Source organism: Mesobacillus subterraneus (assembly GCF_023715485.1).
Lineage (GTDB): Bacteria > Bacillota > Bacilli > Bacillales > Cytobacillaceae > Mesobacillus > Mesobacillus subterraneus_B.
In genome coordinates this window covers 22,030-45,096 of sequence record NZ_JAMBOF010000005.1, presented here as the reverse complement: position 1 = coordinate 45,096, position 23,067 = coordinate 22,030, and the positions used below count along the sequence as shown (strand labels likewise).

The 23,067-nt window shown below is 42.2% G+C and carries 19 protein-coding genes and 3 tRNA genes; 1 reads left to right on the top strand and 21 read right to left on the bottom strand.

From position 1 onward, the window contains the following. Positions 1–4 precede the first annotated feature (4 nt). From M3204_RS08570 to M3204_RS08475, 20 genes are all read right to left on the bottom strand, one after another. The gene (locus M3204_RS08570) at positions 5–799 is read right to left on the bottom strand and encodes a two-component system regulatory protein YycI (RefSeq protein WP_251480803.1); all 795 of its coding nucleotides are present in this window, start codon (positions 797–799) and stop codon (positions 5–7) included. Further along, positions 786–2,102 (bottom strand): YycH family regulatory protein, encoded by a 1,317-nt coding sequence (locus M3204_RS08565; protein WP_251480802.1) that lies wholly within the window; start codon positions 2,100–2,102, stop codon positions 786–788. Before M3204_RS08565 ends, M3204_RS08570 begins: the two co-directional genes overlap by 14 nt. Then, positions 2,099–3,922: a cell wall metabolism sensor histidine kinase WalK gene (gene walK / locus M3204_RS08560; protein WP_251480801.1), complete on the bottom strand. Its 1,824-nt coding sequence runs from the start codon at positions 3,920–3,922 to the stop codon at positions 2,099–2,101. Before walK ends, M3204_RS08565 begins: the two co-directional genes overlap by 4 nt. Before the next feature lie 9 nt (positions 3,923–3,931). Further along, positions 3,932–4,642, bottom strand: coding sequence for a response regulator YycF (gene yycF / locus M3204_RS08555; RefSeq protein WP_251480800.1), 711 nt, complete (start codon positions 4,640–4,642; stop codon positions 3,932–3,934). 408 nt (positions 4,643–5,050) lie between these two features. Further along, positions 5,051–6,535 carry a M23 family metallopeptidase gene (locus M3204_RS08550; protein ID WP_251480799.1) on the bottom strand — a complete coding sequence of 495 codons (1,485 nt, stop codon included), beginning with the start codon at positions 6,533–6,535 and terminating at the stop codon, positions 5,051–5,053. 389 nt (positions 6,536–6,924) lie between these two features. Beyond that, positions 6,925–6,997, bottom strand: a tRNA-Phe gene (locus M3204_RS08545). Positions 6,998–7,266: 269 nt separating this feature from the next. Then, a tRNA-Glu gene (locus M3204_RS08540) sits at positions 7,267–7,338 on the bottom strand. A 49-nt stretch (positions 7,339–7,387) separates the two neighbouring features. Further along, positions 7,388–7,463, bottom strand: a tRNA-Lys gene (locus tag M3204_RS08535). Between the two features lie 547 nt (positions 7,464–8,010). Further along, positions 8,011–9,300 (bottom strand): adenylosuccinate synthase, encoded by a 1,290-nt coding sequence (locus M3204_RS08530; protein ID WP_251480798.1) that lies wholly within the window; start codon positions 9,298–9,300, stop codon positions 8,011–8,013. 188 nt (positions 9,301–9,488) lie between these two features. Next, complete coding sequence (gene dnaB / locus M3204_RS08525) at positions 9,489–10,853, bottom strand: replicative DNA helicase (RefSeq protein ID WP_251480797.1); 1,365 nt, start codon at positions 10,851–10,853, stop codon at positions 9,489–9,491. A gap of 122 nt (positions 10,854–10,975) precedes the next feature. After that, complete coding sequence (gene rplI, locus M3204_RS08520) at positions 10,976–11,425, bottom strand: 50S ribosomal protein L9 (RefSeq protein WP_251480796.1); 450 nt, start codon at positions 11,423–11,425, stop codon at positions 10,976–10,978. Further along, positions 11,422–13,395, bottom strand: a complete 1,974-nt coding sequence (locus M3204_RS08515; RefSeq protein WP_251480795.1) for a DHH family phosphoesterase — start codon at positions 13,393–13,395, stop codon at positions 11,422–11,424. The genes rplI and M3204_RS08515 overlap by 4 nt, the downstream gene beginning before the upstream one ends. A gap of 30 nt (positions 13,396–13,425) precedes the next feature. Further along, positions 13,426–14,370, bottom strand: coding sequence for a YybS family protein (locus M3204_RS08510; RefSeq protein WP_353056035.1), 945 nt, complete (start codon positions 14,368–14,370; stop codon positions 13,426–13,428). Between the two features lie 287 nt (positions 14,371–14,657). Further along, positions 14,658–14,894 carry a 30S ribosomal protein S18 gene (gene rpsR, locus M3204_RS08505; RefSeq protein WP_031307629.1) on the bottom strand — a complete coding sequence of 79 codons (237 nt, stop codon included), beginning with the start codon at positions 14,892–14,894 and terminating at the stop codon, positions 14,658–14,660. A gap of 49 nt (positions 14,895–14,943) precedes the next feature. After that, positions 14,944–15,435 carry a single-stranded DNA-binding protein gene (gene ssb, locus M3204_RS08500; RefSeq protein ID WP_251480794.1) on the bottom strand — a complete coding sequence of 164 codons (492 nt, stop codon included), beginning with the start codon at positions 15,433–15,435 and terminating at the stop codon, positions 14,944–14,946. Between the two features lie 71 nt (positions 15,436–15,506). Beyond that, positions 15,507–15,794: a 30S ribosomal protein S6 gene (rpsF, locus tag M3204_RS08495; RefSeq protein ID WP_251480793.1), complete on the bottom strand. Its 288-nt coding sequence runs from the start codon at positions 15,792–15,794 to the stop codon at positions 15,507–15,509. Between the two features lie 281 nt (positions 15,795–16,075). Further along, a complete protein-coding gene (gene ychF, locus M3204_RS08490; RefSeq protein WP_251480792.1) occupies positions 16,076–17,176 on the bottom strand; it encodes a redox-regulated ATPase YchF in 1,101 nt (366 codons plus the stop codon). A gap of 784 nt (positions 17,177–17,960) precedes the next feature. Next, the gene (locus M3204_RS08485) at positions 17,961–19,961 is read right to left on the bottom strand and encodes a molybdopterin-dependent oxidoreductase (RefSeq protein ID WP_251480791.1); all 2,001 of its coding nucleotides are present in this window, start codon (positions 19,959–19,961) and stop codon (positions 17,961–17,963) included. 99 nt (positions 19,962–20,060) lie between these two features. Then, positions 20,061–20,261: a DUF951 domain-containing protein gene (locus M3204_RS08480; RefSeq protein WP_285856928.1), complete on the bottom strand. Its 201-nt coding sequence runs from the start codon at positions 20,259–20,261 to the stop codon at positions 20,061–20,063. 10 nt (positions 20,262–20,271) lie between these two features. After that, a complete protein-coding gene (locus M3204_RS08475) occupies positions 20,272–21,180 on the bottom strand; it encodes a mechanosensitive ion channel family protein (protein WP_251480790.1) in 909 nt (302 codons plus the stop codon). A 392-nt stretch (positions 21,181–21,572) separates the two neighbouring features. Here M3204_RS08475 and yyaC point away from each other — a divergent pair, with 392 nt between their 5' ends. Then, positions 21,573–22,205 (top strand): spore protease YyaC, encoded by a 633-nt coding sequence (gene yyaC, locus M3204_RS08470; RefSeq protein ID WP_251480789.1) that lies wholly within the window; start codon positions 21,573–21,575, stop codon positions 22,203–22,205. 52 nt (positions 22,206–22,257) lie between these two features. Here yyaC and M3204_RS08465 read toward each other — a convergent pair whose 3' ends face one another. Beyond that, complete coding sequence (locus M3204_RS08465; protein WP_251480788.1) at positions 22,258–22,968, bottom strand: DUF554 domain-containing protein; 711 nt, start codon at positions 22,966–22,968, stop codon at positions 22,258–22,260. Between the last annotated feature and the right edge of the window lie 99 nt (positions 22,969–23,067).

The following is a 23,067-nucleotide window of genomic DNA, read 5'->3' as shown; positions in this document are numbered from 1 at the left end:
CTCTTCACTCCGTAATCTTATTTTCACCATCGGTCAAAGGAATGACTCGTCCTTCGAATGCGTGCACAAAAAGGTTTTCTTTACCGTTGACTACAAGCCTCCACGTTGGCGTTACAACATGGGATGCTGTCAGTGAAACGAGCGTAGAATATCCCAATTCGACTTCGGTGATTTTGCTCTTTGGCTTCAGCAAACCTTTCTTATAGAGAGTTTCCATCGCTCTTAACGGGGGCAGCAGCTCTTCTGCATCCGAAAGCTCATCGATGATTTCCAGGTACGTTTGCTTATACGAAGTCACTTCATTATTTTCATTGAAATAAAATGTCAATTTCGCGTTGCTGTTGTAGTAGAAAGTTTTATTATCGAACTCTTGGTAATAGGTGATGGTCCTGTTTTCATCATCTTTTTTCCAGAACTCATACTGTTCACCGGCAAAGATATTCATTTTTACAAAAGCTGAAATTTCCGCCGGCTCGAATTTGCTGGACAGTTTGATCGGCTTTTCAAGCTTGGCTTCAATTGATGTCCCATCCCCAAGGCTGACAGATTGTCCCTTGATTTTCTCAAGCTCTTCAGTGGCGAATACTTTCGTCGTGACACTGAGATATTGCTCTTTTTCTTTCGCTTCAGGGAGCTCACCATAGCTTATATCATCATTTTTCAGCATTTCTTCCAGGGTCGCTTCTTTTAGGATTTCATATTGGGCCGCGTCCCTAGTATTCATGAACTGATACACCAGGTAAATATCCAATACGAGGAAGGTCAGAATAAAGATTGTTTTGATTCTACTCCAATCCATTCTTCAATTCCTCCTCCCAGACTAGCTGGCGCCATTCCTGATCATATAAATAAAACCAGCCTGGCTCAAGCAGGATCAATGACACTTCTTCTCCCTGCGCCATATAATAACCCGGCATAAGGTTCTGTAACAATTCCGGTTTAAAGTCCTTCTTTTTCTCCAGTTGTTCCAGCGCTGCATATCCGGATGGCAATATTTCTGTTATAACATCGGGATTCAGCGGCAATTCCAAATGGAAACCGGGACGTATATACCGGCTGATTTCTGTTTGTCTCCACTGTTGGAGAATTTCGGACTTTCCAGTCTGATTGAAGACAGGATAGCCCTCCTTGCTGTAAAGCCTGAATAAAACTTTTTGGTTAAAATCGTCCTTGTAAACATACCGGTATGCTTCAGTCCAGCCTCCGTGCTCATTGACAAACTCGATGCTTCTTTGGAGAACATTGCTGGTACCAATAATCGAATCTTGGTCCCGTACAGGATTTATATAGTAAATCATGTTCGTTTTAGTGTCTACAGTCATTTTTGTGGCATCATCCGTATATTCCTCAATGCCATCGGAAATGCTGCGCTGCACAAAACTCGGGTCCTTGAACAGAGCTCCCTTAAATTGTTCTGAGTCCAGCGGATTTTGGTAATAGGTGTATTTCACCATTTTAGTTTCTTCTGCAGGCAAATAAAACCACTTTATGCCTGACACAGTATGCAAGAAATAGGGTGTCAGCCTTCCTGCTGTCTTATAAAATTTATTTGTAAATTCGTTTATAAAGGAAGGATTGACATTACTCTCGTAAACCTGCTGGTTTCTTTGGGAGTAAAAATAAATAATCCCATCTTGCTTTTGCTGGGTTTCAGTATTGATAATAATGCGGTCAAAATCAAATTTCGGCAAATCTTTATCGTCAATATTCAAAACCCTTTTATAAATTTCAATTGGCACTTCATCCGGGAAGATTATTTCCGTATTTTCACCCTGGGCGATTTTTTCATTGAAGTCGGTAATCCGGCCCGGAAATTTTTTCACATCATAAAACTTCCACTTCGAAATGGCTGAAATAATATCATCTATATAGCCATTGCTTACTGACCCAAACTGCTTGCCTTCAACATGGTAAATAATCTGGTGTGGTTTGACGATCTTCTTCAAATCCCGCTGAGTGGAGATACTGACTTCTTCAACTGTCTTTGGATTATTTTCCACACTTTCGTAGTTTGGCTGATATGTCCAAATATTCCAGGTCAGAATACCACTGAGAAGGACAAGGAACGTTAAAATCGCTGTTTTGATATTTTCATATGTCATGACCAATCATCCTCTGCACTACGGTCATAAGGAAGGGTGAAATGAATTGTCGTTCCCTTACCCTCCACACTTTCTGCCCAGATTCTTCCCCCGTGGGCATTGACCATTTCCTTCGCGATGGCAAGTCCGAGGCCTGTTCCGCCCAGTTTGCGAGTCCTGGCTTTATCTACACGGTAGAAACGATCGAAAATTTTATCTAAATTATCTTTTGGAATACCAACACCTTCGTCGGAAATACTGATGGTGATCCTATCTTCCGATTCCTTTGTCCGGAAAGTGATCGTCCCGCCTTCAGGTGAATACTTCATTGCATTAGATATAATATTGTATAGGACCTGAGTGATCTTGTCCTCGTCTATTTCAACAAATACTGCATCTTCTGGAATCTCCCTGATAAAAGTGACATTCTGATTCTTTGCCAGTTCAAAACGGTCGATGATCAGGTTGAAAAAAACCGGGAAATTCACCCATTCTTTTGAAAGGTGATAATCGACACTGTCCATTTTGGAAAGCTGGAGCAAATCATTAACAAGGCGAATCATCCGCTCTGTTTCAGTTTGGGTGATTTCAAGGAAGTTAGGAGCAATTTCTTCATCTTTCCATGCACCTTCAGCCAATGCCTCCAAATAACTCCTCATTGTCGTCAATGGCGTCCGCAGCTCGTGGGAAACATTCGCAACGAATTCGCGCCTTTCTAGATCGATTTTTTCCTGCTCAGTAATGTCATACAAAACGGCAATCAGTCCGTTCACAAAGCCGCTTTCCTTTTGGATGACTGAGAAGTTCGCGCGAAGAATGAACGGCTTGCTTTTTGTACTGTAATCAAGAACGATTGATTCTTTTTCCTGGAGAAGATCTTCGAAAGTATAATTTTCGTCGAGGCCCAGTAATGATACAAGTGGCTGTGAAAGAATTGTTTCACGTGAAACACCCAGCATCTGTTCCGCAGGTTCATTAATCAAGATGACGCGCCCTTTCCGGTCAGTAGAAATGACTCCATCAGTCATATAGGAAATGACGGAGGACAGCTTTCTTTTCTCACCTTCTGTTGTTGCCTGGGCTTCCTGAAGTTTTTTAGTCAGGTTGTTGAAGGTGATTGCCAGCTGTCCAATTTCATCATAACCATAAACCTTAACCTTTCGCGAAAAGTTCCCCCGGGTCATCGCCAGTGCCTGCTTGCGCATATCTGAAATCGGCCTCGTGATGGTCTGGGCAAGCAGTACACCGAGAATGGCAGTGAAGAGCAGTGCAATTGCTGTACCTGTTGCAAGAATTTTATTGATATCCTTCATCTGGCTGAATATATCCTCAATCGCAGCAACCAGATAAACGGCCCCAATCGCTTCGCCGTTATGCATGATTGGAGTGGAAAGGACCCATGCTCTTTTTCCCGATTTAGTGTCCATCTGTATGACATCTTCATCTTCTTCAAAAATAATCGAGCGTTTGATTTTTAAATCCGTTGTTCTCTGGCCTACGATTCCCTGGTTGCTAATACTCGTGCCAAGAATTTTAAAGCTTCCCCCATCGATGACCCTGATTTCAGATATGTCTTGGGATTTATAGTCTTTTAAAATGTCTTTAATCGCTTCTTCCTTTGTCGGATCTTCCTTGCCCCGCTCCTTGATTAGTTCCTCTTGAATATCATAAACCAGCAAATCCACACGAGATTTTACAGATTCCTGGTAGTTTGTCATCAGGGTGGTCTCGAGTTTACGGACAAAATATACACCTATTATTTGCATTGCAACTAATATAAGCAGTACATATATAAGCACGAATTTAAGATGTATGGATCGAAAAAAACCTACTTTCTTCATTCGCTCTCCTTACTCCTGCTCAGAGTTTCTCAAGTAGTAGCCTACTCCTCGTCTTGTCACGATCCATGTCGGGTGGCTTGGGTTATCTTCAATTTTTTCACGGAGACGCCTTACCGTTACATCAACCGTACGGACGTCACCATAATAGTCATAGCCCCAAACCGTTTGCAGTAAGTGTTCCCTTGTCATGACTTGTCCGATATGTTTCGCGAGGTAGTGGAGAAGTTCGAATTCACGATGCGTTAATTCAATTGTCTCGCCTCTTTTAGAAACAACGTAAGCATCAGGGTGAATCGTCAGGGAGCCGACGCTAATCTCATTGGACTCCTCTTCCTCATCAGCCTTAACTGCATTTTGCTGGTGGCGGCGCAGGTTGGCTTTTACCCTTGCAATCAATTCCCTTGTGCTGAATGGCTTTGTGACATAATCATCCGCCCCAAGCTCAAGTCCCAAAACCTTATCAATTTCAGAGTCTTTAGCCGTCAGCATGATGATTGGCATTTCATGTTTTTTGCGGACTTCACGGCAGACTTCCATGCCATCACGCATCGGCAGCATGATATCCAGCAAAATCAAATCTGGGCGGATTTCCTCTACCATTTCAACTGCCTGGTTCCCATCGTATGCGCAATAAACGTCATACCCTTCTTTTTTCAAATTGAACTGTAGAATATCTGCAATTGGTTTTTCATCGTCTACAACCAAGATTTTTTTCTCCATACCCATTCTCCTTTTTAAAACCAGAATATATATCCTATATAATTTTTTCTTATCTTTATAAAATTCCTATCCTACCTATTTTACTTTAAATCAGTGAAAAACTGAATTTATCTGTTATATAACTTCTATTTCTTCTCTTCCCAATTGTACCAATCCTGCCCATAACAATAAATAAACTGCAAAATTTTATGATGCTCTTTTCGTAAACTTTGTTGCTTTCTCAAACAAAAGTAAAAATCGGCAACTGGAATTTACGAGCTTTAGGGCATTGCAGGTTAAGGAGCAGCAAGAAAAGAGCCCCGATGTCTATCTTATACTGCAAAGAGGTTTTGTACGAAAAGCAACCATCATTGCAAAAACAGCCTTTAATGAAAAAAGTCTCTAGTTCGCCTAGAGACTTAAATTTTATTATTTACGGTTCAGTTTGGACATTGGATCGATCAGTTTGCCATTTTGATAAACTTCAAAATGAAGATGGACGCCAGTTGAATTTCCTGTCCTGCCCATAATTCCAATTTTGGATCCGCGTGATACAGTCTGGCCAACGCTCACAGATATGGATGCAAGGTGTGCATACATTGTGCGATAACCATTTTGATGGTCGATGATGATTTTATTGCCGTATCCGCCATTATCATACCCAGCAGAAACAACTACTCCGTTGTCGGCTGCTTTGATTGTGTAATTGCTAGGTCTTGCGATATCAATGCCTTTATGCATCTTGTTCCAGCGGTATCCCTGCTGGCTGGATACATACCCTCCATTAGTCGGCCATACGAAAGTTCCGTCACCGCGTGAAGGGACAACCTTTGTGCCTTTGACAACGATCTCTTTGACGGGTTCCTGAAGGACTACCTTTTTAAGCGTTTCCTTCTTTACAACCTTGCCATTTTGTTCAGATATTCCATAGATGACACCATTTATGCCAATCTTGCCTTCTTGTTTCTTTTTCGTGTCGCCTTTGAACATGCTGGCGTCAGCAACGACTTCCTTTTGGAAAGCTACTTCTTCTTTTACATATGTCTGGCGGTCAACAATGACCTCCACGAAAGGCTTTAGGACTGTTACGTTCAATTCCTGGCCTGGCTTTAAAACAGAATCTTCTTTAAAGCCTTCGTTCAAGGTAAGTAATTGAGCCAGCTCCAAGTTATGTGAGCTTGCGATGCTGCCCAGAACATCTCCATCTTTAACCTGATATTTCTGTTCTTCTAACGTACCCTTTTTAAGCAGCTGTAGTGCTTCCTCAACTGTTAAAATTTGCTCAGGATTAACTTTTTCAGCAGAAGTTGAAACATTTTGGGTGAAACGAACGTCTAATATACGAGTTTCATTTTCTTTTACTTCGGGTATTGGTAGATTAGGAGATTTCCTTCTGTTCTCCACCTCAGCTAATTCTTCTTCAGTAACGTATTCAAGCATCAATGTTTTAACGACTTTCTTGGAAGCTTCTTCATCTTTCAAGTATGCTACCGGCTTACCATCAATGGCAAGCGCTGATGCTTCCGCCTGAACGGTCATTTGGTTTTTTAGAACATTCAATACTTCTGATGTATTTGCATTGGCGGCTGAGCTGAACACCTGCTCAGGAACAAACGAAACGTCTAAGCCAAGCTCAACATCAAGATCTTTATATTCTTTTTGAACTGATGCTAATTTATCTTCTACAAGCTTTTCAACTTCAGTTTTATCAGCCACAGTCCCTGCGAACTTATCATTTACATATACATAATATACGGTTGTTAATTTAGAATTTGCCGCATGTGCAGCACTTCCTGCACCAAAAGACAATGCAGCTACAGTTACTGCAGCCATTATTGACTTCCTGATTGCCGGCTTCATCTCTCTAGATGTTTTGCCCGCAAGACTGGACAGCTTATTTTTAAAATTTATCATCCTGATCCTCCTACGACGGTCAAACACTATTATATTAATCTAGTACTATATAACTATTATCAGAAAATTGTACCTCTATACTTTACCATAAAATGTATCAATAAAAATACTAGTCTTCATTATGTAACAAAATTGTATAATAGCTGACATTTTATTACGATTTTTGTCAGTAATATGGGAATGATACGTCGTAAAAATTACCTATTTTAATTTTTAAAATAAGCCAAAAACCCAGTAATAATAGGATATTCCCCTACTTTTGGAGGATTATTGACGATCATTGCTGTTATTTATAGCACAATCATGTTAATAATAGGAAAATTATCAGGAATATTACAGGAATGTAACAAAAAAAAGGAGCATGTCAAATGACACGCTCCCTTTTTTAATGGCTCAGGACGGAATCGAACCGCCGACACAAGGATTTTCAGTCCTTTGCTCTACCGACTGAGCTACTGAGCCATGATAAGAAATGTTCCCTAATCCTTGTTTGGTTTAGGTCCTTTGCTCGAATGACCTCTCGGTCTTTCTCGCAGGTTGCCGCTGATGCTTAGTCGATGATGTGAGCAACCTGCTCTACCGACTGAGCTACTGAGCCGTATTAAGATTGTTTTCGATCTGTGCTCAAAAGACCTTCGGCCTTTCTCGCAAGTTGCCTAAGATGATTATGCGAGGAAGCGAGCAACTTACTGAGCCGTATTAATACGGTTTTAGATTTATATGTATAAAAGTGACCCCTACGGGATTCGAACCCGTGTTACCGCCGTGAAAGGGCGGTGTCTTAACCGCTTGACCAAGGGGCCAGATATAGAATGTAAGTTATTTTCGCTTTTTTCGCTATTGAAAAAACCTTGGTGAGCCATGAAGGACTCGAACCTTCGACCCTCTGATTAAAAGTCAGATGCTCTACCGACTGAGCTAATGGCTCGTATAATTAGGATTATTACCTTGTATGGTTTACCCTAAATTGTTTTGTTTTTCGCATCTGCGATGCTCGAACGACCTTACGGTCCTTCTCGCAAGTTGCCGCAGAAGATTATTCAGGGGTGTGAGCAACTTGCTCTACCGACTGAGCTAATGGCTCTTAATGAAATTGATTCCAAACAGAGTTTTGCTTGGATACTGTGCTCAAAAGACCTTCGGCCTTTTTCGCAAGTTGCCGCTAAAGCTGATTCATGGATGCGAGCAACTGACTGAGCTAATGGCTCTTATAAAAACTTATGAAGCTTATCGTTTTTTGTCGAATCAGTGACAACGTTGTTTATATTACCATAGCATTTTACTATTTGTATATGTTTTTTTAAAATTTTTTTTTGATATTTTTTCTTTTCTATAATGAAGCTGTTTTTGCTGCTTTTTTTCTGAAAAATTCTTTATTTAAAATCAATATCGTGCAATTACCTTATACTGACTTTTAAAATAACAATTATAAAAATCCCCCGCTCATTCCAGCGGGGGATTTTTATAAACTATTATTATGATCTCCAAGGGCTGCGCACGACGTTTGTCTGTGTGCGGTCAGGGCCTACTGAGAAGATGGACAATGGGATGCCTGTAAGCTGTGAAATACGCTCCAGGTAATGCCTTGCGTTCGCAGGAAGCTCATCGAGGGTTTTTACTCCTGTGATATCTTCTGTCCAGCCTGGAAGCTCCTCGTAAACTGGCTCGCATTCTGCCAGCATCTTCAGGCTTGCCGGGAACTCTTCGATCAACTCACCTTTGTAACGGTATGCCACACAAATCTTCAGTGTCTCAATTCCAGTCAATACATCGATTGAGTTTAATGAAAGATCAGTGATTCCGCTGACACGGCGGGCATGGCGGACAACGACACTGTCAAACCAGCCGACACGGCGCGGGCGGCCTGTCGTTGTTCCGTATTCACGGCCCACTTCACGGATCTGGTGGCCGATTTCATTATCAAGCTCTGTAGGGAATGGGCCATCGCCTACACGTGTTGTATATGCCTTAGATACTCCTACAATGTGGGTGATTTTCGTCGGCCCTACTCCTGAACCAATCGTTACTCCGCCGGCAACTGGGTTGGATGAAGTAACAAATGGGTATGTCCCCTGGTCAATATCGAGCATGACACCCTGGGCACCTTCGAACAACACGCGGCGTCCTTCATCGAGTGCATCGTTCAAAACAACGGATGTATCGACAACATAATGTTTGATCTGTTGTCCATAGTCAAAATACTCTTCGAGGATATCTTCAATCTTAAAGCCTTCTGTTTCATAAATACGTTCAAATAGGCGGTTTTTTTCCTCAAGGTTGCGTGTGAGCTTTTCTTCAAATGCTTCACGGTCAAGCAGGTCTGCGATTCGAATGCCGATACGCGCTGCTTTATCCATGTAAGCAGGTCCAATTCCTTTTTTAGTCGTGCCAATTTTATTAGCCCCTTTGCTTGCCTCTTCGACTTCATCAAGCTTCAGGTGGTAAGGAAGGATGACATGTGCGCGATTGCTGATGCGCAAATTATCAGTTGAAACACCCTTATCATGTAGATATGCCAGCTCTTTTATGAGCGCTTTTGGGTCAACGACCATGCCGTTGCCGATTACGCTGATTTTCTCTTTATAAAAAATTCCTGATGGAATTAAATGCAGTTTATATGTTTCACCATTGAATTTTATGGTATGGCCAGCGTTATTTCCACCCTGGTAACGGGCAATCACTTCTGCATTTTCAGACAGGAAGTCAGTGATTTTTCCTTTTCCTTCGTCTCCCCATTGTGTCCCTACTACTACTACTGATGACATATAAAAAGCACCTCCAAAGGTATACGGTAAATTCTTTTCCGCTTCAAACATATAAAGTTTACCAGCATCACGGATAAAAAGTCAACTAAACACGAACATTTTAATCTGTATTTAATTTATTTGTTCGTAATATCCTATGCATTTTTTAGGCAAAAAAAAAGAATCAATCCAAAACGGATTAATTCTCATTATGCCCCTGGTGGAGCGTATGATTCATCATACCTTTGCTCGATATTGACGAATTTATTATATTCTTTTACAAAAGCAAGCTGTACTGTACCAGTCGGTCCATTACGCTGTTTAGCGATGATAATTTCAATGATATTCTTGCTTTCTGATTCTTTGTCATAATAGTCATCACGGTATAGGAAAGCAACAATATCGGCATCCTGCTCGATGGATCCGGATTCACGGATATCCGACATCATCGGACGCTTATCCTGCCGTTGTTCCACTCCACGGGATAACTGGGACAAGGCAATAACCGGGACCTGCAGTTCACGAGCCAATTGCTTAAGTGAACGCGAAATCTCAGATACTTCCTGCTGACGGTTTTCTCCAGCACGGCCGCTCCCCAAAATCAGCTGCAAATAGTCAATCATAATCATGCCGAGGCCATGCTCCTGCTTTAAACGACGGCATTTAGACCGGATATCGGTAATTCGGACACCAGGTGTATCATCAATGAAAATCCCTGAGTTTGACAGACTGCCCATTGCCATCGTTAGCTTTCCCCAGTCTTCTTCTGTCAGGGAACCAGTACGAAGCCTTTGTGCATCAATGTTGCCCTCAGCACAAAGCACACGCATAACCAGCTGTTCTGCGCCCATCTCCAAACTGAAAATCGCAACGTTTTCCCCTGTTTTCTTAGCAACATTTTGGGCAATATTCAATGCGAAAGCTGTTTTACCCACGGATGGACGGGCACCAACGATGATAAGATCGTTTCGCTGGAAGCCAGCTGTCATTCGATCCAGCTCGGTAAATCCAGTCTCCAGTCCGGTTATATCGCCTTTGCGGTTATGCATTTCCTCGATATTATCGTAAGTCCTTACAAGGACGTCTTTTATATTATGAAAGGCTCCGGCACCTTTGCGCTGGGCAACCTCCATGATGTTCTTTTCTGCTTCAGCAAGCAATGCTTCCACTTCATCTTCACGCATATAACCGTCTTCGGCAATGCCTGAAGCCGTACGGATCAGCCTTCTCAGCAACGCTTTTTCTTCTACAATTCTAGCATAATACTCTATATTTGCTGCAGTCGGGACCGATGCAGCCAATTCACTTAAATAACTGACGCCGCCAACATCTTCGATCAGTTTGGATGAAGCCAGTTCTTCTGTCACTGTTACCAAGTCGATGGCTTTTCCTTTGTCACTTAAATTCAACATGACATTGAAGATCTTCTGGTGCGCTACACGATAGAAATCTTCAGGAATTAAAATTTCTGAAGCAAGAGTCAAAGCTGATGGCTCTAAGAATATTGCACCAAGTACGGCTTGTTCCGCTTCCATATTTTGCGGCGGAAGTCGATCCGCGAATAATTCACTCATCTGCCTGCCCCCTTACAAAGGAAATCTCTCTTTTAACAGAAAAAAAGTGACCAGCAGTACCGATCACCAATTTTCTTTAACTATATTATTTTATCATGTTTATGATTATATGGAACTGTAAATTATTTACCTTCTTTTACATGTACATTCAAAGTAGCTTGAACTTCTTTATGAAGTTTGACCGGAACCTTAGTGTAGCCAAGGGTACGGATGGCATCCTGAAGTTCGATTTTTCTTTTGTCCAGCTTGATGCCATGTGCTTTTTGAAGCTCATCAGCAATCTGCTTACTCGTGATTGAGCCGAATAAACGGCCGTCTTCTCCAGATTTTGCGGTTAGCTCTACAGTCACTTTTTCAAGAGTTTCCTTTAAAACTTTTGCGTCTTCTATTTCCTGCTGGGCCATTTTTTCTTCTTTTTTCTGCTGTGCAGTTAAAGAGCTTAATGCTCCCTGGTTTGCTTCGACAGCCAGCCCCTGCTTAATTAAGAAGTTATGTGCATATCCGTCTGCAACGTTTTTGATTTCGCCTTTCTTGCCTTTTCCTTTAACATCCTTCAAAAAGATTACTTTCATTGTTTTTGTCCCCCTTCTAAATAATCATCTATCGCACTTTTCAAAAGAGTCTCCGCTTCTTCGATTGTCATATCATACAGCTGGGTGGCTGCATTTGTTAAATGACCGCCGCCTTCCAGGTGTTCCATGACTACCTGGACATTAATCTCGCCAAGAGACCTGGCACTGACTCCAATTGTATGGTCGGTCTTTTTTGATATAACGAATGAAGCTGTCACTCCGTCCATTGTAAGGAGAGTATCTGCAGCCTGCGCAATCAGCACCTGGTCACAGTAAACATCATCCTTGCCCTTCGAGATGACAATTCCACCCCTGTAAAAATAAACATTCTCGATGATTTTGGCTCTTTTAATATACGTATTGATATCCTCTTTTAAGAACTTTTGTACAAGGACCGTATCCGCGCCATGACTGCGCAAGTATGAAGCAGCATCAAATGTACGCGCGCCTGTTCTTAGCGTAAAGCTTTTAGTATCAACAATGATTCCTGCCAATAATGCTGTGGCTTCAAGCATCTGTATTTTGCCGTTCTTCGGCTGGTATTCAAGCAGCTCTGTCACTAGCTCCGCTGTCGATGATGCGTAAGGCTCCATATAGACAAGCAGCGGATTTTTAATGAACTCTTCACCTCTCCGGTGATGGTCGATCACGACGACGTTTTCTATACGGTTCAGCAGCCTTTCATCAATGACAAGAGAAGGCTTGTGAGTATCAACTACAACCAGCAAAGTGTCATCCGAGGCAATTTCATATGCCTGCTCCGGTGAAATAAACCGCGAGTATAATGCCTCATTTTGCTTTATTTCTTCCATCAATCGATGTACGCCAGTATCAATTTCATTTTTATTGTAGACAATGAATCCTTCACGCTTATTCATTTGTGCTACTTTGAGGATTCCGATGGCAGAGCCGATTGAATCCATATCAGGATTCTTATGGCCCATTATTAAAACTTTGTCGCTTTCAATGACTAACTCTTTCAAAGCATGGGAAATGACCCTTGCCCTGACCCTCGTACGCTTTTCAACTGGATTCGTCTTGCCGCCGTAGAACTTCACTTTTCCATTTGGCTGCTTAATAGCCACCTGGTCTCCGCCACGGCCTAAAGCAAGGTCCAGGCTGGACTGTGCCTGTGAACCAAGTTCCGGCAGAGATGAGTATCCGGTACCTACACCAATGCTCAATGTAAGCGGCACATTTTGCTTGGAGGTAGTTTCCCTTACTTCATCAAGAATTGTGAATTTGCCCTTCTCCAGTAATTGCAGAATATGTTCACTAAAAACTGCGATAAATCTTTCCGAAGAAACCCTTTTAAGGAACACACCATTATTCGTTGCCCATTTATTTAAAATGGATGTTACGAGGCTGTTCAGGCTGCTTTTTGTCTGATCATCCATTCCCTGAGTCAGTTCTTCATAGTTATCGAGATAAATAATCGAAATAACTGTACGCTCATCATGATACATTTTCTCTATTTCTGCCTGTTCTGTAACATCAAAGAAATAAAGAAGACGTTCCTCAGGCTTGTGGATGACCCTGAATTTCCGGTCGTGAAGGCTTATGATCTCTGTTTCGACCTCTTGCTTAATAAGCGGAATGACTGCATCTGCGACATCGTACAAAGATCTGCCGACAAGCGTGTCTTCATTAAAACATGAAGCGATGAAAGGGTTGGTCCATTCGATATAATAATCGTCGTTGATCAGCATGATTCCGATGGGCATTTCCATCAGTGCTTCTTCGCCGACTTTTTTCACCCTATAAGATAAGGTTGAGATGTACGCGTCCGTCTCTTGCCTGATTTTATGGTTCACTTGAAAAATAAGATATATCAACAGGCCGGTGAGAATGAAGCCCGCTGCCCCTATAATCCAGTTATAGTAAGACAGCAACCCTATCAGCACCAGTGTTACGGCCATCAATCCATACAATGGATAACGTATTTGCCGCCTCTCTAAATAAGAAGGCATGTGCTCAGCTCCTAAAGCGGTAGTTTCTGATTACTTCTTCTCCCCAAGACGTCTTCTTAAGTCAAACCCTAAATCAATTATACCTAATATCCTAACAATATAAAGAACAAAAGGCAGAAGGAAAATAAGGACAGTCACGACAATTGGCACAGCCTTAGGATAGCCCTTAGCATGAGTAAAATAGAACACCAAGGACAAACCCTGGAGTACCATGAGCATCTGCAAGATGAACGATAGGTTTGAAATCACCCAAAACCAATATGTTCCCTTCTCCGGTTGGATGAGAATTGCAGCAATCATCGTAAAAAGGTAATACCATAAAATACTTTTAGGCAAGGTCAATTCCCTGAATGGCCGCCATTTCGGCACATTTACACCGAAGCGCTTAAGAAATGGAAATGATACAAGCTGAAGAATGAAAACGACCATGAATGATGCCATGACAAACATGCTTGGCATTAAAGTTTCCATCATATCAACCATTTGCTCAAACTGCTTGATCAGCTTTTCATCAGGCGCCTGCCCAAGTTGTTCAAGCATTTTTATCGATTGGTCTACTGAAGAACGGAAAATGCCCAACAATTCTTCAATAAAATTAATTTTAAACAACACAACGGATACGGCATATTGTGCCACAATATTAACAAGAAACACGACTGAACCAGCAATAAAAACAGCCAGTTTACTTTTCCCTTCCCTGACCATATAGCCCATTACTGCACCGGTAGTACCGTATGCAAAAGCAAGGGGCATCGCCAAAAAGGAACCAAGAATCATTGACAGAAGGACAGCAGCAAGGGTAAAAACAGCTGTGCTTTTCCAATCATGTTTTGCACCGAAAAGCAGGAATGGCAGAGACAAAAAGAAATTCACCACTAAGCCAAGTCCAGGGACGTATAAGGTAATCAATAACAAAACAGCGAAAATCGCCAACAGTATGGACCCTTCTGTCAGCTTATATGTATTTTTCATCATCCACCTCTTACTAGAAAAGCACAAGCACCTGGATCAGCCCCGAAAAGCACAAGCCGGCCACGCGGTGAAGTCGTTTCTTTGACCTCATTGAATGGACCGATGCGAACCCGAGGGACTAGGCGCTGGAGCTAGACAAAATAGGTATACTTTAATATAAGTATAAAATAACCGTTAAGAACTATTTTAGCCACAAAACAGTCGACAATCAACCGATGCGCCAAATGCAATAACCCAAATACTAATATAAAAGGCAGCGGGATGCCCCGCTGCCTTTTAAAAACCGATCATTATTCGCCTGAAACGTATGGCAGTAATGCCATTTGACGAGAACGTTTGATTGCAACTGTCAATTTACGCTGATATTTAGCGCTAGTTCCAGTTACACGGCGTGGTAAAATCTTACCGCGCTCAGAGATGAATTTTTTCAAAAGATCAGTATCTTTATAATCGATCTTAGTGATTCCGTTTGCTGTGAAGTAGCAAACTTTACGGCGTTTTGCACGTCCGCCTCTGCGTCCACCCATTGCCATGGTCATTTCCCTCCTTGTTTTTTATAATAAGTCCGAGTTTATATTAGAATGGAAGATCATCATCTGAAATGTCGATCTGGCCGCCACCTGCAAATGGATCCTCATCTACTTTTGTATAACCTTGATTTTGTTGGCGTTGATTCTGATTCCCAAACGGAGAACCCTGATCATTTTGGCGGGAATAGTTATTCCCTCCGTCTGAAGCTTGACCTTGGCCTTTTGGTTCAAGGAACTGAACACTTTCAGCCAAAATTTCAGTAACGTAAACACGCTTGCCATCTTGTCCATCATAGCTGCGAGTTTGTACACGTCCGTCTACACCTGCAAGGCTGCCCTTCTTCAAGAAGTTAGCAACATTTTCAGCAGGACGGCGCCATACTACACAGTTAATGAAATCAGCTTCTCTTTCACCCTGCTGGTTGGTAAATGCACGATTTACCGCAAGAGTAAAAGTAGCAACGGCCACTCCATTTGGTGTGAAACGTAATTCAGGATCCTTAGTCAAACGACCTACAAGAACGACACGATTCATCATCAGAATCAACTCCTTTACTTCAGCACTGTTTCACGTGAAACTTTCAGCTGGAAGTCTATATCAATTTTAATTTATTCTTCTTCTTTAATAACGATGTGGCGAATGATATCTTCGCTGATCTTAGCAAGACGAGAGAATTCCTCAACTGCTGCTGGCTCTGCATTAACTTTTACAAGTTGGTAGTAGCCATCACGAAAATCATTGATTTCATAAGCAAGACGGCGTTTGCCCCATTCTTTAGCTTCTGAAACTTCCGCACCGTTTTCTGTTAAAATTCCACTGAAACGCTCAGTAAGAGCCTTTTTAGCTTCCTCTTCAATATTTGGGCGGATGATGTACATAATTTCGTACTTTCTCATCACTGTCACCTCCTTTTGGTCTGACGGCCCCATTACAGGGCAAGGAATAATTGTTTAATTACTCACAAGTTGAAATTATATCATAGATTTTTCCCAAAAGCAATGCTATGTAAAGTGTTTATACTTTTCATAATTCAAAGCTATTATCAATCTATAATTAAACACTAACATATGTTCGTGTTTTTGTCCAAGCTAATCGTACGATTATATTAAAATTTAAAATTTCAAGCAAAAGCCAAAAAAAATAAAAAACCCTGCATTTTAGCGCAGGGTTCGTGATATTAGACGTTAAAACGGAAGTGAATGATATCTCCGTCTTTCACTTCGTATTCTTTTCCTTCGAGACGGACTTTTCCGGCTTCCTTGGCACCAGTCATAGATCCAGCTGCAAGCAAGTCATCATAATGGACTGTTTCAGCACGGATGAAACCACGTTCAAAGTCAGAGTGGATGACGCCGGCACACTGTGGCGCCTTCATGCCGTGGCGGAATGTCCATGCACGCACTTCCTGTACACCAGCAGTAAAGTAAGTAGCCAGTCCAAGCAGGCTGTATGCCGCACGGATCAATTGATCCAAACCTGACTCTTCAATTCCTAGTTCCTCAAGGAACATCGCTTTCTCTTCGCCTTCAAGCTCAGCGATTTCTTCTTCGATTTTCGCACAGATTACGATGACTTCAGCGTTTTCCTTTGCTGCGAAATCGCGGACCTTCTGGACGTATTCATTGTTGTCTGGATCTGCAACTTCATCTTCACTTACGTTTGCAACATAAAGCATAGGCTTGATTGTCAGCAGATGAAGGTGTTTAACAACTTTCATTTCTTCATCAGTGAATTCAACCGCACGTGCTGGCTGTTCTGCTTCAAATGCTTCACGAAGACGAGTTAAGATAGGGAATTCAATAGCTGCTTCCTTATCTTTTTGCTTAGCTAACTTTTCAACACGGCCAATTCTTTTTTCAACTGATTCAAGATCAGCAAGAATCAATTCAAGATTAATAACCTCTATATCAGAAATAGGATCTACTTTTCCTGCAACGTGAGTGATATTGTCATCTGCAAAGCAGCGCACTACCTGGCAAATTGCATCTACCTGGCGGATATGGGATAGGAACTTGTTGCCTAATCCCTCACCCTTGCTCGCGCCTTTAACGATGCCGGCAATATCAGTGAATTCGAAAGCTGTAGGCACAGTCTTCTTCGGCTGTACAAGCTCAGTCAATTTAGTTAAACGATGGTCAGGAACTTCAACGATTCCTACGTTCGGGTCAATCGTACAAAACGGATAGTTTGCTGATTCAGCACCCGCCTGTGTAATCGCATTAAACAAAGTCGATTTCCCAACGTTAGGAAGTCCAACAATACCTGCTGTTAAGGCCATCCATGTCACTCCTCTATAATAAAAATGTATCTATTCAAGCTAGTATCACCTAAACGATTTTTTCCTCTCACAATTATAGAGATTACCGGGGGAAAAGACAAGCTTGTAAAAAAGAAGCCATAGTTACAATTACTCTCAATATCGGGACCCCTATTGGTGACCTCTTTTTCAGTTTTCTTGTATTTCAGGGTTCCAATAAGCCACATTGGTGACCTCTTTTTCGGTTTTCCTGATTTTTATGGCGCCAATTAGCCACATTGGCGACCTCTTTTTCGATTTTCCTCAATTTTAGGGCGCCAATAAGCCACATTGGCGACCTCTTTTCGATTTTCCTGTATTTTAGGGCTCCAATAAACCCCATTGGTGACCTCTTTTTCGATTTCCCTGTATTTTAGGGCGCCAATAAGCCACATTGGTGACCTCTTTTTCGATTCCCCTTAATTTTAGGGCTCCAATAAGCCACATTGGCGACCTCTTTTTCGACTTTTTCCTGAATTTGAGGGCTCCAATAAGCCACATTGGTGACCTCTTTTTCGTTTCCCCTGAATTTTAGGGCGCTAATAGGCCACATTGGTGACCTCTTTTTCGATTTTCCTCAATTTCAGGGCTCCAATAAGCCACATTGGTGACCTCTTTTTCGATTTTCCTGAATTTGAGGGCTCCATAAGCCACATTGGTGACCTCTTTTTTCAGTTTTTCCCTGAATTTTAGGGCTCCAATGTGCAGAATCCGGTTCACCTCAAAAGAAACGCCGCACTCTCAATAAAGTGCGGCAGTGCTTTCATTAATCTTTTTCAAGTTTTTCAATGTTCACCAGGCAATCGTAGAGTGTGCTGCCGAGGCCGTTATCTGATTCCCTGCTGGAGGTCAGTTGGTTGACGGATCCGCCAAACCGGGCGCTCAATCCTTCGTCAATATTCACGGTTCCCGGGTGGGCAGCCTTTAGGACTGCAACCTTTCCATGGATCTCGCCTCTGTCATTCCACACGCGGACATGGTCCTGCTCCTTCAACCCCTTTTCAGCAGCCACGCTACTAGCTATTTCCACTTTCACATATGGCTCAGGCTGAAACAGGTGAAAATGCTGCGAATGATTGGATCGCAGCGGATGGATCGTCAGCAATGAATAAGGGTACTTTTCAGCAAGCGCTGGATTCGTCCATTTTGATTCTGATGGCAGCGACAGCTTGACTTTTCCGTCAGGAGCAGCTGAAGCTGTGAATTCATACTTGCCGCTTGGCGTTTTAAAGTTTCTGTCTGCCCACGGAATTTTATCTACTGGCAGCTCCGCAAATTTTTCCGTGCGGATTTTCTCCAAAGTAATTCCCTTTTCCGCCAATGAAGACAGACCCATCTTCATGAATTCTTCTCTTGTAAAATTAAATTCCTCGCCAAAGCCCAACCGATTCGCCAGCTCAGCCCAAATCCAGGCATCCGGTTTTGCTTCACCAGGGGGTTCGACGAGCTTTGGACCGTGGTTCACATAGTGATGGTACATCGAGGAATAATACACATCTTCTACTTCGAAAGCCGTTGCAGCTGGCAGGACATAGTCTGCAAGCACAGCTGTATCAGTCATATACTGGTCAATGACCACCAAGGTTTCAAGTGATGAAAAAGCCTCTTTCACCTTATTTGTATCCGGAACCTGGGTCAGCGGATTTCCGCAAGTGACGATTCCCATTTTAATTTCAGGATCAATCGCAGATAAAATCCCTTCCGCCTGCCTCATCATAGTGAATGAACGTGCTGCTGTCTTCCGTTCAGGCAGCGCCATTTCATTATAAGCAAAGCTTTGCCCCACCTGCTTATTTGCATAATTGGCGCCGCCTCCAGGAATACCAATGTTGCCGCTGACTGCTGCTAATGCATCAAGCAGCCGGATCGTATTTCCGCCATTTTCATAGCGCTGCATCCCAAGGCCCATGATTGTTGATACCGGACGGTCAGCGTAGATTTCAGCCAAATGGGTGATGACATCAGCCGATACTTCAGTCACTTCACTGATATATTCTAAAGTAACGCTGTCTAATAACGCCTTTAAATGTTGGAACCCAACTGTGTAATTCGCCAAGAATTCCTCATCCTGCAAATTCAATCTCAGTAATTCCTTCATGATTCCTGCGGCTAAAAGTCCGTCGAACCCTGGTTTGATTGAAATATATTCATTCGCAAGTTTCGCAGTCGCATTATAAATCGGGTCGATGACATAAATTTTTGTTCCATTCTTTTTAACTGCCTGCAGGTTTTGGAAAAGGTGCATATTTGTCCGGGCTACATTCCTGCCCCAAATGACCACATGCTTGCTGTTTGCCAAATCTTCAGGTGCATGACTGTAAGCATCACCGAAATCCCAGTTTTGCGCTTCGATTCCTGCTCCCCAGCAAATTGATCCTGTCAATTCCGTCACTCCGCCATACAGATTGAAAAATCGGCTGTCCAAATTGGAAAGCAGGCCGCTGTTGGCATAGTCATGACTGTGCAAAACCGATGTCGATCCGAGTGATTCTTTATAAAAAGCTAGTTTTTCAGCAATTTCATCGAGCGCCTGTTTCCATGATATTCGCTGAAAACTGCCGCCAATTTTTTTCAGTGGATATAGCAAACGATCTTCTGAATTAGTCCGATTCTCAAGCATCCTGCCGCGGCCGCAAATCTTTCCTTGTGTGATTGGATGCTCAGGGTTGCCCTCGACCTTCGTTACTTTACCATCCTCGACGGTCACTAGGAATCCGCAGCTGTCCCAGCAATTCAACGGACAAGCTGAGTGATGTACTGTTGCCACTGCCTCATCTCCCCATGTTTTATCTATTTGTCTAACTTTTTAAGTGTCGATTGTTTTAATAATAAGAATAATATAAGAAAGATAAAAAAAGAAGCAGGATTAATCTTCCTGCTTCAATAAAAGCTTCTTCACTTTTCGCGTGAATTCTTTTCTTGGAATTAAGACACTGTGCTGGCAGCCTTCACATTTGATTCGGATGTCCATGCCAAGACGGATGATTTTCCACTTGTTGGTTCCGCAAGGATGTGGTTTTTTCATTTCAACAACATCATTAAGTTGAAACTCGTGATCCAAATTCAAAACCCCCTGTTTATTTTCCGAGTTCTTTCTGCCCAGCGCCTTCCTGGCGTGAGTACATGACCATTCTTGGGAATGGAATCTCAATTCCGTGTTCATCAAGGACCAGCTTGATATCCTTGCGAAGCTGTCTTCCAATATACCAATGCTTCATTGGAAGAGTCTCGGCGACAATGCGAAGAACAACCTCAGAAGCACCGAATTGCTGGACACCCAACAGTTCTGGATCCTTTACTAGCTCTGGGTATTTTTCTGTAGTAGTCTCCAGATATTCCTGCAGCACTTTTTCAGCGTATTCAATATTTCCTTCATATGCGATGCCAATATCAAGAACTGCGACACTGTTGTAAAGCGAGAAATTCGTAACTTCTATAATGCTTCCATTTGGCAGAATATTAATTTCTCCCGTAAAGCTTTTAATCTTCGTCGTCCTAAGCCCAATTTCCTCCACAGTTCCTTCAAATGGGCCAATTCTTACATAATCACCTACTGAGAATTGATCTTCAAAAATGATGAAGAACCCGGTAATGATGTCCTTGACCAGGCTTTGCGCCCCGAAACCGACAGCCAGACCCACTATACCAGCCCCGGCAAGCATAGCCTGGACATTTATGGTTAGTGCCGAAAGAATCATCATGATCGAAATAAAGTAAACTGCGTAGGAAAGGATATTTTCCAGCAGCTTCATTAATGTTGCTTCACGACGTTCGGAAATCCTTAAAGGTGCCCTAGTCCTAACCTTGAAAAAGTTATGGATTGCAATCTTGCCGATACGGATCAGCAATCCGGAAATGATCAGGATTGCGATTATTTTAAGAACACTTTCACCAATAGCGAACCAAAGATTTTCATCCATAAGCTTTTGGCTGACTTTATTAAAAAACGCTTCCGTCTTTGTCAAACTTTCTTGTGCCGTGCTCATATTTTTCACCTGCCTGAAGATAATAATGCTGTTTGTTGCCCATTTTAACAAGAGTTATAATAAGTAGAAGACTGCTTCACAGTAAAGAGTCTTAAAGAAATATTAACAGTTAACCATAAAGATTTCATTCATTTACTTCAAAAAACATTTTTTGCTGGCAACCGTGTCTAAAAGCTAACATAACCGTTAAATTACTATATTACAATAACAAATCCATTTTCGAATAGACCCAAAAACAATATTTTTCTTATAGACATATAATAGGTATTTATACCTTGTCCCCAACACCTCTACTCCAAAAGACCCTGTTTAAATCTTTCTGTTAACAGGTATGTATAGATTACAAAAAAAGTCCGTATACTAATAGTACGAATTTTTAAGGAGTGGATCCAATGAATCTCAAAAACCATTTTTTCGAGCGAAAAAACAGCGTGGCAAAGATTAACCACGAAGATGACCTGGCTGCAGAAAAGCTGGCTGGAGAGATCCTGGACCTTTTGCCTAATCTTAGCGCTCGTCCCATCGTTTTTGTCTGTATTGGAACCGACCGCTCCACCGGTGATTCATTGGGTCCGCTGATTGGCACTCTGCTGCAGGAAAAAGATATTGCCCCTTACCATGTGTATGGGACCCTCGATGATCCTATCCATGCAGTAAATATGGAAGAAAAATTAGCAGAAATCAAACAAAAGCACTTCAATCCATTTATCATTGGCATTGATGCGTGCCTGGGCCGTTTAAAAAGCGTTGGTTCCATCCAGGTAGGCAACGGGCCTGTCAAACCAGGTGCCGGGGTAAATAAGGATCTTCCAGAAGTGGGAAATATGCATATTACCGGAATCGTCAATGTCAGTGGCTTTATGGAGTTTTTCGTTTTGCAAAATACAAGGTTGAATCTTGTTTTAAAAATGGCGAAAACCATCGCAAACGGTATTTCAGAAAGCAGCCTGCAATTCCCAAAGAAGCAGGAATGGCCTAAATTGAGCTGGGATTTGGAAACGGAACAACCCACCGTTGCGGAATGATAAAAAGGAAGGATCAATTCAATGATTCCTTCCTTTTTATGTGCCAGTCAAATCACACGCCTATCATGTAATGAGTAATGGTGACAAGTATAGCTGTCACCAGGATCCCTGGAAGAAGGTTCGCAACCCTGATTTTTGTCAATCCAATCAGGTTCAAACCAATAGCTAAAATCATTACGCCCCCTGTAGCGGTCATCTCCAGGATGAAGCTGTCCATCAGTGCTTGTGGAATCAGCTTATCAATTTGTGTCGCAAATAAAGCGATTATTCCCTGATACAGCATGACTGGTATGGCTGAAAAAAGGACACCTATTCCTAGTGTTGTTGTGAGGATCAATGCAGTAAAGCCGTCAATGATCGCCTTCGTATAAAGGACATCATGATCGCCGCGAATACCGCTATCCAAAGCGCCGATAATCGCCATCGCACCGATGACAAAAATAAGCGTAGCCGTAACAAATCCCTGCGATATGCTGCCTTCCCCTTTGGATCCCAGCCTGCGTTCAAGCCAGTCACCAACTGAATTGAGCTTATCTTCCAGCTTCCAGGCTTCTCCCAGGACCGCTCCTATTACAAGGCTTAAAATAACAATCAGGAAATTGGCACTCTTAAAGCCCATTTGCAACCCTAATACAATTACTGATAGGCCAATACCATGCATGACAGTCGCCTTCATGTTTTCAGGAATCCTCGTCAAAAGCCTTCCCAGCAATGTTCCGATGATAATCAATAATCCATTTACAATGGTGCCAAGTAAAAACATTTCTTTCACCTATTTTTTATTATTTATTTGGAAGGGTAGTATTCAATGTTGATTTTAGAGCTTGTGGAGTGGGAATTCTGTTCTACAAAAGCTTTTTTC